Consider the following 15,667-nt stretch of genomic DNA (forward strand, 5'->3'; position numbering starts at 1 on the left):
CGGGACCAATGCCTCTGGGGGAGGCGGGTTTACGGGCGATAACGTCAGAGTTGAACGGTGTAGTTGAACACCTTTCGACCGCTCGACGAAGGAGTCGTGATGAGCAACATGTATTCAGGCCCCGCGATTCTGGTAGGTGTCGACGGATCCAGGGCGGCGATACATGCGGCCGTCTGGGCAATCGATGAGGCGACAAGCCGTGATATCCCGCTGCGACTGGTGTATGTCATCGATCCGCATGGCGCGTGGGGCACGCGCGACGGCGCCACTCGCCTCGCCGTCGCCCGCGCCGCGTTGGCCGATGCCCATCGGGCAGTCGACACCACCGACCAATCGGTCAAGGTCGAGACCGACATTCTGTGGGGCAGAACGGTTTCCAAGCTGCTCGAAGCCTCGAGGCCGGCCGCCATGGCCTGCATCGGACACATCGGGCTCAACCATGCCTGCCATGGCGGACCCTCCGTTGCGACCTCCTTGATCCGCTGGGCGTCGTGTCCGGTCGCCGTGATCCAACAGCCGACGAGCCGTCCGGCGGTGCCCCAGGTCAGCAGTGTGATAGCCGAAGTGGACAACGGCACGGTGCTGCGGCACGCGTTCGACGAAGCGAGGCTGCGCGGGGCCACACTGCGGGCCGTGACGGTATCCAAAGAATCGGACACTCGCGATGCGACACCTGGAAAACGCTCAGCGCAACGGCATTTGGACCGCCGACTGGCGCGGTGGATGCGGTTGTATCCCGACGTGCGGGCCGAGGCGGCCATCGTGACCGACGTGCTGGACCTGTGCGCTTGCCACGACGCGGGCCGGCTGCTGGTCACTGACTCCTACCGGGCCGAGGCCCTGTGCCACGCGGGTCATTCCGTGCTTTCGATACGTTGCGGCAACCTGTAGCTCGGCAGGCTGTACTGCGCCGACTTTGCCGGCGGGCATTGGACGACGAGGGATGGCCGGGAGATCCACCGGCGTATCCCCGCTGGCTCATCCTATGGCACAGCACAGTTGACGAGATGTACCGGGGACCGGCGGCCCATCGGGCGAACGTTCAGCCGCGCCGGATCGCGTGGCTATGCACCGGCGGCCGACCGGTGCCCACCTGAGCTCGTCGTCACGCAACCGGCTCGTGACGGTCGGGCTCGCGACCGAAGCGGAAATGGCGGCCGGTGACTTCGGTCGGCGTGATGCGCACATAGTGAGGTTTAGGCGTTGCCGTCCACGGCAACAGGTGCGCGCGTTCGGCTTGCTGAATGTCAGCATCAGCCTTCAGCAGTCGCGCGCGACCGCGCACGATCACGCTCCATCCTTCGATGACGTCGTGGTCGTCGACCTCGAAGACCACCGCGTGATTCGCCACGGCCGAAAACAATTTGGTGCCCTCGGCGGTGCGGAACAACACGGTGCGGTCTTGCACGACGAAGTTCACCGGAAAGATCTCGGGCTCACCGGCGAAGTTGGTGACCAGCCGGCCCAGCGACACGCTGCCCAGCAAGCTCCAGTTCTCATCGTCGGAAAGCACGGTCACCGGTTGGTCGCTAGCCACGCCCTCAACGCTACGGAGGATCGACGTGGCTGAGTAGAGCCCTTCGTACTCTGGGCCCGGTTCAGCCGTGGCTGACCCGTAGCAGTTTGGCCAAACTCGGCAACTTGACGCGGGGACGTCCGTGCGGTTCGCCGGCCGCGCGCTCGTGGGCGTCGATGAGGTCCCAGTGCGCCGAGGTGACCAGTTCGGGCTGGCGTGACGCCAGCCAGTCGACCAGCTGGTCGGCGTGGTCGTCGGGAAAATCCGCGAGCCCCTCGGCGGCGGACAGATCGGCGAGCAGCGTGTCCACGGTGTCCTGCGAGTCCTTCTTATTGGTACCGATCACACCGGTCGGCCCGCGCTTGATCCACCCGACCACGTATTCGTTGCGGCTGGCCTCGATCCGGCCGCCGCTGTTGGGGATCGTCGCGGTCTTCTCGTCGAAGGGCAGTCCCGGGGTGGGCACGCCGCGGTATCCGACCGAGCGCACCACCAGCTGGACCGGTAGCTCTTCCCGCCCGCCGGTGTCATTGGCGGACACCCGCCCGCTTTCGTCGGTGACCAGCTCGTTGCGGCCGAGCACAATCGCCTCGACCCTCTCGCGGCCCTTGATCTCGATCGGGGAGGTCATGAAGCGAAGCACGATGCGGCGGTGTCCGGGGCGTGGGTCGCGCTTCGCGTAATCGCGCAGCACGTTGATGTTCTGTTTCGCTGTCTTGCCGACCGCGGCCGCATCCTCGTCGCTGATGCCCTCCAGCTGGGCAGGATCGACGATCACGTCGACGTTTTCCAGGTCTCCCAACTCGCGGAGCTCGAGGGTGGTGAACGCGGTTTGCAGCGGCCCGCGTCGGCCGATGACGACCACCTCGTCGACGCCGCACGGGCGCAGTGACTCCAAGGCGTGGTCGGCGATGTCGGTCTGACCCAGCACGTCGGGGTCGGTGACCAGAATGCGTGCGACGTCGAGCGCGACGTTGCCGTTACCGATGACCGCCGCCCGTGCCCCGGAGAGATCGGGCGTGGCCGTCTCGAAATGCGGGTGTGCGTTGTACCAGCCCACGAAATCGACTGCGGCGATGCTCCCCGGCAGGTCCTCGCCGGGGATGTTCAACGTGCGGTCGGATTGGGCCCCGACGGCATAGATGACGGCGTCGTAGCGCTCGGCGAGTTCGCGGGCCTGCACGTGCTCGCCGACCGAGATGTTGCCGAAGAAGCGGAAGCGCGGATCCTGGGCGGTCTTCTCGAATTGCTTGCTGATCGACTTGATCTTCGGGTGATCGGGCGCGACGCCGGAGCGAACCAGCCCCCAGGGGGTGGGCAACATCTCGAGCATGTCGACGGCGACATCGATGTCCTCGGACGCATCGGCTGCCTTCAGTAAGGAGGACGCGGCGAAGAAGCCCGACGGTCCGGAGCCAACGATTGCAACGTGGTAAGGGCGCATCCTCGACCTTCTACTCGTGCCCGGATGCGCGCGGGGCTGTCGCGCGCAAAGCGGGGGCGCACATGATCGTGACTCGATGCTAAACGCATGACCGCTGGTCGTGGCCTGGACACTCGCCGCGAGCTGAGCTGCACCGGGACCCCCAGGTAACGTGGTCGGCTGTGGAACCCGACCGTCAAGCCGATATCGCCGCCCTCGACGCCACCCTGACCACGGTGGAGCGGGTGCTCGATGTGGACGGTCTGCGCACGCGCATCGAGAAGCTTGAACACGAGGCATCCGATCCCCAGTTATGGGACGACCAAACCCGCGCCCAGCGGGTGACCAGCGAGCTTTCTCATGCCCAGGGCGAGCTGCGCCGGGTCGAGGAGTTGCGTGGACGCCTGGACGATCTGCCGGTGCTCTACGAGCTGGCGGCCGAGGAGGGTGAAGGTGCCGGCGATGCGCTGGTCGAGGCAGACGCCGAGCTGAAGGCGCTGCGCGCGGACATCGAAGCCACCGAGGTGCGCACCCTGCTGTCGGGCGAGTACGACGAACGTGAGGCGCTGGTCACCATTCGCTCCGGCGCGGGCGGAGTGGACGCAGCCGACTGGGCCGAAATGTTGATGCGGATGTACATCCGGTGGGCTGAGCAGCACAAGTATCCCGTAGAGGTGTTCGACACGTCCTACGCCGAAGAGGCCGGCATCAAGAGCACGACGTTCGCCGTGCATGCCCCGTTCGCCTACGGCACACTCTCGGTGGAGCAGGGCACCCACCGGCTGGTGCGAATCAGCCCGTTTGACAACCAGAGCAGGCGTCAGACATCGTTCGCTGAAGTCGAGGTGCTTCCGGTGGTGGAGACCACCGACCACATCGACATACCGGAAGGTGATGTGCGCGTTGATGTTTACCGTTCGAGTGGCCCCGGAGGCCAGTCGGTGAACACCACCGACTCGGCGGTGCGTTTAACCCATATCCCAACGGGTATCGTCGTGACTTGCCAGAATGAAAAATCGCAGTTGCAGAACAAGATCTCGGCGATGCGGGTGCTTCAGGCAAAGTTGTTGGAGCGCAAGCGTTCCGAAGAACGTGCTGAGTTAGACGCGTTAAAAGGCGAAGGTGGCAGCTCGTGGGGCAACCAGATGCGCTCTTACGTGCTGCAGCCATATCAGATGGTGAAGGATCTGCGAACCGAGTACGAGGTTGGCAATCCTGCCGCCGTCCTGGATGGAGACATCGACGGATTCCTGGAAGCGGGAATCCGTTGGCGCAACCGAAAAGATGACGAATAACTCGAGTTTTCTCGCCGCATCGATGACGCACCGCTGGCACGATTTCTGGCGGGGCGAACTCGGTGAGTGGATCATCACCCGGGGTCTGCGGATCGTCATGGTCCTGATCGCCGCGGTGCTGGCTGCCCGATTCGTCAACTGGGTGGCACAGCAGGTGACCCATCAGCTCAACCTGGGCTTTGCCGAGAGCGACGCGCTGGTGCGCTCGGAGGCGTCCAAGCACCGGCAGGCCCTGGCCTCGGTGATCTCCTGGGTGTCGATCGTCATCATCGGCATCTGGGTGATCCTGCAGATCTCTTCCGTGCTGCAGTTCTCCGTGGGTGGCTTGGTCGCGCCGGCCACCGTGGTGGGCGCCGCGCTGGGTTTCGGTGCACAACAATTGGTGCGAGATCTATTGGCGGGTTTCTTCATCCTGGTGGAACGCCAATATGGCTTTGGAGACCTGGTCACCATTACCGTCGTTTCCGCGACGGAGGCCAGCGGCACGGTCGAGAACGTGACCTTGCGGGTGACCCGCCTGCGATCCGCGGATGGCGAAGTGTTGACCATTCCGAACGGGCAGATCGTCAAGGTGGTCAACCTGTCGAAGGACTGGGCACGCGCGGTGGTGGACATCCCGGTGTCGACAAACGCCGACCTGAACCGGGTCAACGAGGTGTTGCATCAGGAATGCGACCGGGCAATGGACAATCCCGTGCTCGGGGAATTGCTGTTGGATGCGCCCACGGTGATGGGGGTAGAAAGCATCGCGGTCGACACCGTGACCCTGCGTCTGGTGGCCCGGACGCTGCCCGGCAAGCAGTTCGAGGTCGGCCGGCAGCTGCGTGTGCTGGTCATCCGGGCGCTGGCCCGCGTCGGCATCGTGACCGCGGCGGACGCGAAGGTGGGCCTGGTGGAAGACCCGTCGGTTCCGGCCGCCCAGGCCGCCGAACAGCAAAGCGATGACGAAGCCCGAGGTGCGGTGCAGAAGCGTTGAAGTTCACCCTGAACATCCTCGAGAAGCGCGGCGACGGCGACGACACGGATGCGCAGCATCGCTGGCCGAAGCACATATTCGGCGGGCGGATGCGCACGTCCACCTTCGTGTTGATCATCGCGTTCTTCGGGGTGTGGTGGGTCTACGACACCTACCGCCCTGAACCGGCCCCCAAGCCCCCGGCCCAGCAAGTGGTGCCGCCCGGTTTTGTGCCGGACCCCAACTACACCTGGGTGCCGCGGACCCGGGTGCAGCCACCGCCGGGGACCCTCACCCCTACGCCGACCCCGACGAGCACGCCGCCGCCCCCGCCACCGCCACCGGTGACGACGACCACGACCACGACACCGCCGTTCCAGCTGCCGCAGCTGCCGTGCGTCTTGCCGGCGCCGTTCTGCCCGCCCAGCTCGAGCCCAACCCCCACGCCGTCGCTGCCGCAGCAACCGCAGCCGGGGCCCGGCCCGGCGCCCTCTTCGCCGTCACCGGCCAGTTGACGTCGCCTGCCAGCGAAATTCACCGCTACACTGGCGTGCCGTGATGATCACCCTGGACCATGTCAGTAAGAAGTACAAAGCGTCGGCCCGCCCGGCGCTGGAAGACGTCAACGTCAAGATCGACAAGGGTGAATTCGTCTTCCTGATCGGCCCGTCGGGGTCTGGCAAGTCCACGTTCATGCGGTTGCTGCTCGGCGCGGAGAACCCGACCAGCGGTGACGTCCGGGTCTCAAAATTCCACGTCAACAAGTTGCGCGGTCGTCACGTCCCGAAGCTGCGCCAGGTCATCGGCTGCGTTTTCCAGGACTTCCGCCTGTTGCAGCAAAAGACGGTTTACGAGAACGTCGCGTTCGCGCTTGAAGTGATCGGCAAACGAAGCGACGCGATCAACCGGGTGGTGCCGGAGGTGCTCGACACCGTGGGGCTGTCCGGCAAGGCCAATCGGTTGCCCCACGAGTTGTCCGGTGGCGAGCAGCAGCGGGTGGCGATCGCTCGCGCGTTCGTCAACCGGCCCCTTGTCCTGCTGGCGGACGAGCCGACGGGCAACCTCGACCCAGATACCAGTAAGGACATCATGGATTTGTTGGAGCGGATCAACCGCACGGGGACGACGGTGTTGATGGCAACGCACGATCACCACATCGTCGACTCGATGCGCCAGCGCGTCGTCGAGTTGTCGCTGGGCAGGTTGGTTCGCGATGAGCAGCGCGGCATCTACGGGATGGACCGCTAAGTGCGCTTCGGTTTCCTACTCAACGAGGTCCTGACCGGGTTTCGTCGCAACGTCACGATGACGGCCGCGATGATCCTGACGACCGCGATCTCCATCGCCCTGTTCGGCGGCGGTCTGCTGGTGGTCCGGCTGGCCGACAACTCGCGCGAGATCTACCTCGACCGCGTCGAGACGCAGGTGTTCTTGACCGACGACATTTCGGCCAACGACACGACGTGTGCGTCCGCGCCGTGCAAGGGACTGCGCGACAAGATCGACGCACGCCAAGACGTCAAATCGGTGCGTTTCGTCAACCGGCAGGACGCCTACAACGACGCCATCAAGAAGTTCCCGGAGTTCAAGGACGTGGCGGGGAAGGACTCGTTTCCCGCGTCATTCATCGTCAAACTCAACAATCCCGAACAGCACGCGGAGTTCGACGCCGCGATGCAGGGCCAGCCGGGGGTGCGCAGCATCCTCAACGAGAAGGACCTCATCGACCGGCTGTTCGCCGTGTTGGACGGGCTGCGGGATGCCGCGTTCGCCGTTGCCCTGGTGCAGGCGGTGGGAGCAATCCTGTTGATTGCCAACATGGTGCAGGTCGCTGCGTACACCCGTCGCACCGAGATCGGGATCATGCGGCTAGTGGGTGCCAGCCGCTGGTACACCCAGCTGCCGTTCCTGGTGGAGGCGATGCTGGCCGCGTCCGTCGGTGTGGCCATCGCCGTCGTCGGACTCATGTTGGTTCGGGCCTTGTTCCTGGACAACGCGCTGAGCCAGTTCTATCAAGCACATCTAATTGCCAAGGTCGACTACGCCGACATCCTCTATATCTCGCCGTGGCTGTTTCTGCTCGGCGTGTCGATGGCGGCGGTGACGGGGTACGCGACCTTGCGCCTCTATATACGGCGGTAGCTGTGGCCAAGGGTTCCGGCCGCGCCAAGGCGGCGGGCGGCAAAGGTGGTAGCAAACAAGTTATCGCCACCAATCGCAAAGCGCGGCACAACTATTCGATCATCGAGTTGTTCGAGGCCGGAGTGTCTTTGCAGGGCACCGAGGTGAAAAGCCTTCGCTTGGGCCAGGCATCGCTGGCTGATGCCTTCGCAACGATCGACGACGGCGAAGTTTGGTTGCGTAACTTATACATTCCGGAGTATCAGCACGGTAGCTGGACCAACCACGAGCCGCGTCGCAACCGAAAGTTGTTGTTACATAGGCAACAAATCGACAGGCTGGTCGGCAAGATACGAGATGGTAACCTCGCCTTGATGCCGTTGTCTCTGTATTTCTCCGAGGGCAAGGTCAAGGTCGAACTTGCCCTTGCGCGCGGTAAACGGGCTTACGACAAGCGCCAGGACATGGCGCAGCGAGACGCACAGCGCGAAGTGGTCCGGGAATTGGGGCGTCGAGCAAAGGGCATGGCCTGATCGGGGCGGCTTACGCCCAGCTGTCTGCCGTTACGTACGGTGTCAGCGATTTCGTGGGCGGCGTAGCAGCACGGCGAGTGGCCGCGCTGCGCGTGATGCTGGTCGCCTACCCGATCGAGACCCTGTTGCTGGGCGTGATGGCCGTTTTCGTCGGCGGGCCCATCCACGTCGGCGCCGTTGTGTGGGGTTGCCTGTACGGCGTCGGCATGGCCTTCGGCATGTGGGCGTTCTTCGCCGCACTCGGTTCGGGGCCGATTTCGGTCGTCTCACCATTGGCGGCCGTGCTCAACGCCGCGGTACCCGTGGCGGTCGGTATGGCGCTGGGGGAGCGGCCCGGTCAGGCCGCCCTGGTGGGCGTGGTCCTGGCGCTGGCTGCGGTGATGCTTGTCAGCCGGGAGGCCCCGGTGGAGGGGACGCCGTATCGCTTCACCCCAAAAGTGGCCTGGCTCACAGTAGTTGCCGGCTCCGCGATGGGCTTGAACCTGGTTTTCCTGCACCAGGCGCCGCACGTGTGCAAACTCTGGCCGCTGGTCTTCGCTCGGGTGGCCGCCAGCCTGGTGGTTGTCGCGATGGCCAAGACCAGCCAGAACCTGGTGATGCCGCGCGGACGGCCGCTCAAACTCGCCGTGGCCGTTGCCGTCCTGGACATCTTCGCCAACCTCACCATGCTGGCGGCGCTGCACACCTGGCTGCTCTCGTTGGCCAGCATCCTGATCTCGCTGTATCCGGCCGCGACGGTGGTGCTGGCGATGGTGGTGCTGCGCGAGCGGGTCACCCGCTTGCAGGGGATCGGCATGGTGCTGGCGATGGGTTCCGTGGCGATGATCGCCTCGGCCTGACCACCCCGGGCTCCTGCTGCCCATTGATCGGCCTACGATCCTGACCATGCCCGATCGTCCCGTCACCAAACTCGACAAGTCCGCCGTGCTCTCCGGCCTTTTCGCGGTGTGGGACGACATCGACGCCCTGCTGGCCGGGCTGTCCGCAGCGCAATGGCGGGCGGCGAGTCCGCTGCCTGGATGGGACGTCAAAGCACTGGTGGCCCACATGATCGGTACCGAGTCGTTCCTTGCCGGCATCGCCGCACCCCAGCCCGATATCGACGTCTCGACGCTAGAGCACGTCCGCAATGACGTCGGGGTGATGAACGAGTGCTGGGTTCGCCATCTGAGTGCGCACGCCGATGCCGACGTTCTGGAGAGCTTCAGGGCGATCACCACCGATCGGCGTGAAGCGCTGACGAGCCTGCCGGGCGCGGAGTGGGACGCGGTGACGATGACTCCCACCGGCCCGGACTCCTATGGCCGGTTCATGCGGATCCGGGTGTTCGACTGCTGGATGCACGAACAAGACATCCGCGTTGCGTTGGAGCGGCCGCCGTCCGATGACGAGCTGGCCGGCCCCGCAGCGTCGCTCGCCCTCGACGAGATCGCCGCCACCATGGGCTACGTCGTCGGCAAGCTGGCCAAGGCGCCCGAGGGTTCACGCATCCAGTTCGACCTCAGCGGCCCGCTGGCACGCACCATCCGGGTCAGCGTCGACGGGCGGGCCGCGGTGGTCGACGACTTCGGCGGCCGGGAGCCGACCGCGACCATCCGCCTGGACGGGCTGCAGTTCACCAGGCTCACCGGTGGCCGCCCGATGTGTCCGACCCGCACCCAGGACATTCAGCGCGACGGCGACCGAAACGTTGCGACGCAAATCGTCGAGCACCTCAATTTCGTTATCTAAGTAGGGGTTTGGCGCCGGGTGAATTCGGTGCGAGCGAGAACTCGTCAAAGCGACATATGTCACACCTCCGCATCGGAGGTGTCCTGGCCCCCGGTGAATGGGTAGCCGAACGAGAAGAGCGCACCGTGCGCACACACCAAATCGTCTACGCCAGGAGGCCATACGAATGACTGCACCCGATACCTCGAGATTGCTCGCGCAACTGCGAACGCTGCTCGACCTGACCAACACCGAAATCCAGATCGCGGAGACCCGCGTCGCCCAGGCGCGCACCGAGGCGGTGCGCCGGGAGCTCTCCCAGAACGCCGGAAAAGGCCGTGACCGCGCACAAGCCATCGAGTCCGCGATCCGGGACCTGGGGGGCTACCCGGACGTGATCGGTCCGTTCCTGGGTCGCGCCGCCGCGGCGGTCAAGGCTCTGACCGAGCAGGCCGAGCCCTTCGATGAGGCGCTCCTGGGGGACCTCGCGCTCGAGGACCAGCTACTGGACCGCGCGCGTTACACCAAAGCGCTGGCCGTCGCCGCGGACCGCCAGGACATCGTCGCTCTCGCCGACCGCTTGATCACCGCCCACGCGGCAACCGTGGACTGGCTGACCACCGTGCTTGCCGAGGATGCGCTCGGCGGCCCGGCGGCGCTGCGTCGGACCCCGATCCAGATGGCCGCAGGCACGGCGGTGAAGCTGGTCAACCTGCCGGTCGCTTGGTCCGCCCGTGGGGTGGATCGCGCCGTTGACGCGCTGCGTTCCACCGGCCCGGCGATCAACGACCTCGTCAAGCGCGGGGGCAACGCCAGTGAGATCGCCGCGAAGGCGCTGTCCGCGTCGCAGAGCGCCGCGTTGCGGGCCGCGGAAAGGGTCACCCGCTCCGAAGGTGCGGACCGGGCGGCAGACGCACTGCACTCCAGCCGTGCCACGGTCGGCGTCCTGGACGAGTCCGAGTTGCCCATCCGGAACTACGACGACCTCAACGTCACCGACGCCGTGGCCGCGATCAGGGAGCTCACCACCGCCGACGACGTGCGCGTCATCATCGCTTATGAAGAGGCGCACAAGAACCGGCAGCGCATCGTCTCCGCCGCGCAGACCCGTGTCGCAGCCATCGCCCAAGAGGTGGTCGGAATCAGCTAGCGGATCGCCAACGCAGACGAGTACCCCCGGCGCCGTGACGTCGGGGGTACTCGGCTTTCCGGGGCGGAAGATATTTGCGTTGCCGCTGGTTGATAGTTGGGTACCATTGATATTCCTGCCGAAAGTCGGCGGGGTGCGAGGGGCTGAAAGGTTTCGACTTCGCGCATCGAATCAAGGGAAGCGTGCCGGTGCAGGCAACTGACCACCGTAAGCGTCGTTGCAAACAGATAAGCGCCGATTCACATCAGCGCGACTACGCTCTCGCTGCCTAAGCGACAGCTAGTCCGTCAGCCCGGGAAAGCCCTCGACCCGGACCCTGGCGTCAGCTAGAGGGATCCACCGATGAGTCCGGTCGCGGGACTCATCGGGACACCAACAGCGACTGGGATCGTCATCCTGGCTTGTTCGCGTGACCAGGAGATCCGAGTAGAGGCATAGCGAACTGCGCACGGAGAAGTCTTGAGGGAATGCCGTAGGACCCGGGTTCGATTCCCGGCAGCTCCACTGAAAGGGGCCGCAGAGATGCGGCCCCTTTTTGTGTCAACATTTCAGCAACATTGGTTTAAGCCAACCCTCAACGGCCGTCAGGACTGACGTGCCACGATCACCGGGGTTTTGGCCCTGTTGACTGCCATTGCCCCGACCGATCCCAGCAAATTGCCACGGAACCGGCCGCAGCCGTGGCTGCCGACCACAAGCAGTTGCGCCCATTCGGACGCATCGATGAGCCAACGTGCCGGATCACCAATTTCGATTCTGCGACGGATCCCCACGTCGGGATAGCGTTCGTGCCAACCCGCCAGTCGTTCAGCGAGGATCTCCTCCTCCTCGGATAGCTGAGCGTCCCATTTGGAGTCTTGGAACGGCGCCCGAGAGCCGGAAACCCGGGGATCAGTCCAGGCGTGCAAAGCCATTAGGCCGACACCTCGTCGGGAGGCTTCCTCGAATGCAATAGCAGTCGCCGCTTCCGATGCCGGCGAGCCGTCGATGCCCACCAGCACCGGTGCCCGTGCGACATTGCCGGTCATGGTTTGGTCGTCGTGGATCACGGCGACCGGGCAATGCGCGTGGTAGACCAATGCCGAACTCACCGAGCCCAGGCAGTCGCGGGCCAACGCGCCGCCACGTCCTCGGTAGCCGACCACGACCATCTCCACCTCTGCGGAGAGGCCGACGAGCGTCGGGACGGTGGCCGAATCGAACACCTTGCTATCGATCTGCACTGGACCGCACCCATCGGTGCTCTCCTCGGCGATCTTGATCGCCGACTCGATGAAATCGTGTGTCCGCTGTTCCTGCCTCTGCCTGCCGGCGGCCAGAGCGGTGACCTCGAACCACTCCGGTAAGGGGGGGTCGGAGACGTGGACCAGAGTCAGCGGCACATTCCGCAGCGCTGCATCACGAGCCGCCCACCGGACGGCACCCAGTGCCGCTGCTGAACCATCAACGCATACCAAGATCGCGCCAAGTGGTGGTTGCCACATTTCAATTCTTCTCTGATCGGCTATTTACCCACCGGCAGAATCACTCAGGGAAGCCGTGATTGTCAGGGCCGAAGAGATGCAAGCCGGAGGACCAAAGACACCGATTGCTTAACGAGTCGGCGGTGTTGACGCCATCAACACGTGTCGCGCATCCGCAGGTCATTTTCACGTACTTTCGCGTCGTTTCGCGTGCGCAGAAAAGACACCGCATCCACCATCGTGCCGGCGTCGCGAGCGGGAATATCGACGCGTTTGGCCAGATGAGCGCCGACCGCGACAAACACCGTGTCGAAGCCGAACGTGTCGCGCTCGGCCCTGAGGTCATCGACCCGATGATCGCTGGTCAACCGGATGCCCATTGCCGCGATCCGGTTCAGCTCGACATCCAGCACCTCACGCGGCAGCCGGTAGTTCGGATGCCGTATCGCATCATCCCGCCGGGAATAGCGCCCGCGTCGCGGATCTCGACTGCGTGGCCGAGTCGTGCCAGATGGTAGGCCGCGGACAGTCCGCTCGGCCCCGCGCCGACGACCAGGACTCGCTTGCCGCTGCGGGTAGGCGGCGGTTCGAACTGCCAGCCGCGCTCGGAAGCTAGGTCACCGAGGAACCGCTCCACCGAGTGGATTGATACGGCGCTGTCGAGATAGGCACGGTTGCAGACGGTTTCACACGGGTGATAGCACACCCGTCCGTGAATTCCGGCGAATGGGTTGTCCGTAACGAGCAGACGCCAGGCCTGCTCGTGCAGGCCCAGGGCGGTGGCATGGGCAAGCCAGGCTTGGATGTTCTCTCCGGCGGGGCAACCTGCGTTGGACGGTGGCAGCAAATCGACATAGACGGGTCGGCGCTCGCGCACCGGTCCGGCCCGAGACTGCAGGTGGTACAGGCCCGCAAGCGGCGTGAGGTCACTCGAAGTTGCCGCTGCGGGCCGATGGGATGCGTCGCTCGTCATTGGGCCGGTACGAGCTGTTTCTCCACTTGAAGGACCTGACGGGTGGTCTTGATGACCGTGTCGGGGTTAAGGCTCATCGACTCGATGCCGATCCGGACCAAGAACTCGGCCATGTCCGGGTAGTCCGAAGGCGCTTGTCCGCACAGTCCCGAGTGGATTCCGTTGCGGCGGCAGCCCTCAACGGCCATGCGAATCATCTCCTTGACGCCCTCGTCGCGTTCGTCGTAGTCGAAAGCCACAATGTCGCTGTCACGATCGACGCCGAGAGTGAGCTGAGTCAGGTCGTTGGAGCCGATGGAGAAGCCGTCGAAGAGCTTGGCGAATTCGTTGATCAGGATCACGTTGTTGGGGATCTCGCACATCGCGTACACCTTGAGTCCGTTCTCGCCGCGGCGCAGACCGAGGTCGGCCATCGTCTGTAGGACGAGGTCCGCCTCGGCGATTCGGCGCACGAACGGGATCATGAGAATGACGTTTGTCAGACCCATCTGTTCGCGCACGCGTCGCATCGCGCGGCACTCCAGCTCGAAGCCCTCGGCGTAGGCGGGGTGCGCATAGCGCGAGGCGCCTCGAAAGCCGAGCATCGGGTTGCTTTCGGATGGTTCGAAGGCCGCTCCGCCGATCAGGCTCGCGTACTCGTTGGTCTTGAAGTCCGACATCCGCACCACAACTGGCTTGGGCCAGAAGGCGGCGGCGATAGTGCCGATTCCTTCGGAAAGGCGTTCCACGAAAAAGGTGCTCCCGTCGGGATAGTCGTGCGTGAGCCGATCGACCGTCCTGCGTGCATCGGCGTCGTCGACCTGCTCGGGGTGGAGCAGAGCCAGCGGGTGGACCCGGATGTCCTCGCTGATGATGAACTCCATCCGGGCGAGCCCCACACCGTCGTTCGGCAGGAACGACGTCTTGAAGGCGAGCGCGGGGTTCCCGAGGTTGAGCATGATCTGGGTTCGAGGCCGCTCCAAGCCCGCCACCTCGCTGCGGTTCACGTGAAAACCAAGTTCGCCCCGGTACACGCGGCCCGACTCGCCGTCGGCACACGACACCGTCACGGTTTCGCCATCGGGCACGCACGTGGTTCCGTCGCCGGTGCCAACCACAGCGGGGATGCCGAGTTCGCGAGCGATGATCGACGCGTGGCAGGTGCGACCGCCGCGGTTGGTGATGATCGCCGCGGCGGTCTTCATGATCGGCTCCCAGTCGGGCGTGGTGGTGTCGGCGACCAGCACCTCGCCAGGCTTGAACTCGGACAGGTGCTCGGGGTTATGGATCGTTCGGGCTACGCCCGAGGCGATCCGGTCGCCGACCGCGCGGCCCTCGGCGATGATCTCGCCTTGGCCCTCGAGGACATAGGTTTCCAGCGCCGTTGTGCTGTGCTGAGAGGCCACCGTCTCGGGGCGGGCCTGGACGATGTAGAGCTTTCCATCCAGACCGTCCTTGGCCCACTCCATGTCCATCGGCCGCCCGTAGTGCGCCTCGATCGTGCACGCGTAGCCGGCCAGCTCCAGGACGTCCTCATCGGTGATGCAGAACCGGGCACGGTCGGACTTTGGTGTCGGGATGTTTCGCACCGTGCTCTTCGTCTCGCCCTCGACGAGGATCATCTTCACCGCCTTGTCGCCGACGCGGCGGCGCAACACGGCGCGGTGGCCGGTCAGATAGGTCGGCTTGTGGACGTAGAACTCGTCGGGGTCGACGGCGCCCTGCACCACATTTTCGCCAAGCCCGTAGTCGCCCGTCACCAAGACGGCGTCGCGAAACCCGGACTCGGTGTCGATGGAAAACATCACACCGGACGAGGCGATATCGGAGCGCACCATCTTCATCACGCCGATCGACAGGGACACCTTGAAGTGGTCGAAGCCCTGGTCGAGTCGGTAGTGAATGGCGCGATCGGTGAACAAGCTGGCGAAGCAACGCCGGCACGTGTCGAGCAGACTCTGTTCGCCTTTGATGTTCAGATACGAATCCTGTTGGCCGGCGAAGCTTGCCGTCGGCAGGTCCTCGGCGGTCGCCGAGCTCCGCACAGCGAGACTGACCTCCTCGCCGTACTCTTGCTGAAGCTTGTGGTAGGCATCCAGGATCTCGGCGGCCAGATCGTCGGGGAGGCCTGCGCCGTAGACGATGTCACGGGCGCGCTTGCCTTTTCGCGCCAGCTCGGTGACGTCAGCGGGGTCCAGATCGTCGAGCTCGGCATGCAGGCGGTCCCAGGCGCGGGCCTCGTCCAACATGTAGCGATAGGCCTGGGCGGTGATCGCGAATCCGTGCGGGACGCGGACGCCCTGCCCGGACAGCTTCTGGAACATCTCGCCCAGGGACGCGTTCTTTCCGCCGACGAGCGGCACATCGTCGATGCCGAACTCCTCGAAAAAGCGGACGTATCCGGATGTTGTCATGACTTGTCCTCTCGTAGCGCATCAGGTCGGCGGCGAACTCGACGCGCACGTCATGCGGTGCCGAGTTCGCTCGGTTCATTGCCCGACAACGCCATTCGTGGTGGCGGTACAAGAACGATCGGTGCGTTCGGTGTG

14 protein-coding genes, 1 other RNA gene and 2 pseudogenes are annotated in these 15,667 nt (G+C 64.8%); 12 read left to right on the forward strand and 5 right to left on the reverse strand.

All coding sequences use genetic code 11. The annotated features are described in order from the left end of the window. The first annotated feature begins 99 nt into the window (after nucleotides 1-99). Both A5686_RS22280 and A5686_RS28095 read left to right on the forward strand, forming a co-directional pair. A complete protein-coding gene (locus A5686_RS22280; RefSeq protein WP_067938728.1) occupies nucleotides 100-891 on the forward strand; it encodes a universal stress protein in 792 nt (263 codons plus the stop codon). Nucleotides 892-965: 74 nt separating this feature from the next. Continuing rightward, nucleotides 966-1,164: pseudogene (locus A5686_RS28095) on the forward strand (cyanoglobin); the annotation flags it as partial. On the opposite strand, the gene A5686_RS22285 reads toward A5686_RS28095, so the two are convergent. Together A5686_RS22285 and A5686_RS22290 are read right to left on the reverse strand one after the other, a co-directional pair. Then, the gene (locus A5686_RS22285) at nucleotides 1,106-1,537 is read right to left on the reverse strand and encodes a pyridoxamine 5'-phosphate oxidase family protein (RefSeq protein ID WP_067938730.1); all 432 of its coding nucleotides are present in this window, start codon (nucleotides 1,535-1,537) and stop codon (nucleotides 1,106-1,108) included. The pseudogene A5686_RS28095 and the gene A5686_RS22285 overlap by 59 nt on opposite strands. Nucleotides 1,538-1,598: 61 nt before the next feature. After that, entirely contained in the window at nucleotides 1,599-2,960 is a 1,362-nt protein-coding gene (locus A5686_RS22290; RefSeq protein ID WP_067938732.1) for an FAD-dependent oxidoreductase, read from the reverse strand. A gap of 161 nt (nucleotides 2,961-3,121) precedes the next feature. On the opposite strand from A5686_RS22290, the gene prfB reads away from it, so the two are divergent. The 10 genes from prfB (at nucleotide 3,122) to ssrA (ending at nucleotide 11,210) form a co-directional block, all read left to right on the forward strand. Further along, nucleotides 3,122-4,234: a peptide chain release factor 2 gene (prfB, locus tag A5686_RS22295; RefSeq protein ID WP_067938734.1), complete on the forward strand. Its 1,113-nt coding sequence runs from the start codon at nucleotides 3,122-3,124 to the stop codon at nucleotides 4,232-4,234. Next, nucleotides 4,224-5,210, forward strand: coding sequence for a mechanosensitive ion channel family protein (locus A5686_RS22300; protein ID WP_231986455.1), 987 nt, complete (start codon nucleotides 4,224-4,226; stop codon nucleotides 5,208-5,210). The genes prfB and A5686_RS22300 overlap by 11 nt, the downstream gene beginning before the upstream one ends. After that, on the forward strand, nucleotides 5,207-5,704 hold the full coding sequence (locus tag A5686_RS22305) for a hypothetical protein (RefSeq protein WP_067938738.1): 498 nt from the start codon (nucleotides 5,207-5,209) through the stop codon (nucleotides 5,702-5,704). Before A5686_RS22300 ends, A5686_RS22305 begins: the two co-directional genes overlap by 4 nt. 43 nt (nucleotides 5,705-5,747) lie before the next feature. After that, nucleotides 5,748-6,437, forward strand: coding sequence for a cell division ATP-binding protein FtsE (gene ftsE / locus A5686_RS22310; protein WP_067938740.1), 690 nt, complete (start codon nucleotides 5,748-5,750; stop codon nucleotides 6,435-6,437). After that, entirely contained in the window at nucleotides 6,438-7,331 is an 894-nt protein-coding gene (gene ftsX, locus A5686_RS22315; protein ID WP_067938741.1) for a permease-like cell division protein FtsX, read from the forward strand. 2 nt (nucleotides 7,332-7,333) lie between these two features. After that, a complete protein-coding gene (gene smpB, locus A5686_RS22320; protein WP_067938742.1) occupies nucleotides 7,334-7,843 on the forward strand; it encodes an SsrA-binding protein SmpB in 510 nt (169 codons plus the stop codon). Continuing rightward, nucleotides 7,840-8,682 (forward strand): EamA family transporter, encoded by an 843-nt coding sequence (locus A5686_RS22325; protein WP_156750193.1) that lies wholly within the window; start codon nucleotides 7,840-7,842, stop codon nucleotides 8,680-8,682. Before smpB ends, A5686_RS22325 begins: the two co-directional genes overlap by 4 nt. 46 nt (nucleotides 8,683-8,728) lie before the next feature. Further along, on the forward strand, nucleotides 8,729-9,574 hold the full coding sequence (locus tag A5686_RS22330; protein WP_067938747.1) for a maleylpyruvate isomerase family mycothiol-dependent enzyme: 846 nt from the start codon (nucleotides 8,729-8,731) through the stop codon (nucleotides 9,572-9,574). Between the two features lie 166 nt (nucleotides 9,575-9,740). After that, entirely contained in the window at nucleotides 9,741-10,703 is a 963-nt protein-coding gene (locus tag A5686_RS22335; RefSeq protein WP_067938749.1) for a hypothetical protein, read from the forward strand. Between the two features lie 139 nt (nucleotides 10,704-10,842). Continuing rightward, nucleotides 10,843-11,210: a transfer-messenger RNA gene (gene ssrA / locus A5686_RS22340) on the forward strand. Between the two features lie 77 nt (nucleotides 11,211-11,287). On the opposite strand, the gene A5686_RS22345 is transcribed toward ssrA, so the two are convergent. The 3 genes and pseudogenes from A5686_RS22345 to ppsA form a co-directional block, all read right to left on the reverse strand. Then, nucleotides 11,288-12,187, reverse strand: a complete 900-nt coding sequence (locus A5686_RS22345; RefSeq protein ID WP_067938750.1) for a universal stress protein — start codon at nucleotides 12,185-12,187, stop codon at nucleotides 11,288-11,290. Between the two features lie 191 nt (nucleotides 12,188-12,378). After that, nucleotides 12,379-13,139: pseudogene (locus A5686_RS22350) on the reverse strand (NAD(P)-binding protein); the annotation flags it as partial. Then, entirely contained in the window at nucleotides 13,136-15,532 is a 2,397-nt protein-coding gene (gene ppsA, locus A5686_RS22355) for a phosphoenolpyruvate synthase (RefSeq protein ID WP_067938753.1), read from the reverse strand. The gene ppsA and the pseudogene A5686_RS22350, both read right to left, overlap by 4 nt. Nucleotides 15,533-15,667: the final 135 nt, after the last annotated feature.

This window comes from Mycobacterium sp. E2479 (genome assembly GCF_001667925.1).
Classification (GTDB): Bacteria; Actinomycetota; Actinomycetes; order Mycobacteriales; family Mycobacteriaceae; genus Mycobacterium.

Excerpts from the sequence above, each read along its gene's own strand:
- A5686_RS22280 (WP_067938728.1), top strand. The coding sequence starts at position 100 with ATGAGCAACATGTATTCAGGCCCCGCGATTCTGGTAGGTGTCGACGGA.
- A5686_RS22290 (WP_067938732.1), bottom strand. The coding sequence starts at position 2,960 with ATGCGCCCTTACCACGTTGCAATCGTTGGCTCCGGACCGTCGGGCTTC.
- A5686_RS22300 (WP_231986455.1), top strand. The coding sequence starts at position 4,224 with ATGACGAATAACTCGAGTTTTCTCGCCGCATCGATGACGCACCGCTGG.
- ftsE (WP_067938740.1), top strand. The coding sequence starts at position 5,748 with ATGATCACCCTGGACCATGTCAGTAAGAAGTACAAAGCGTCGGCCCGC.
- A5686_RS22330 (WP_067938747.1), top strand. The coding sequence starts at position 8,729 with ATGCCCGATCGTCCCGTCACCAAACTCGACAAGTCCGCCGTGCTCTCC.
- A5686_RS22335 (WP_067938749.1), top strand. The coding sequence starts at position 9,741 with ATGACTGCACCCGATACCTCGAGATTGCTCGCGCAACTGCGAACGCTG.
- A5686_RS22345 (WP_067938750.1), bottom strand. The coding sequence starts at position 12,187 with ATGTGGCAACCACCACTTGGCGCGATCTTGGTATGCGTTGATGGTTCA.
- ppsA (WP_067938753.1), bottom strand. The coding sequence starts at position 15,532 with ATGACAACATCCGGATACGTCCGCTTTTTCGAGGAGTTCGGCATCGAC.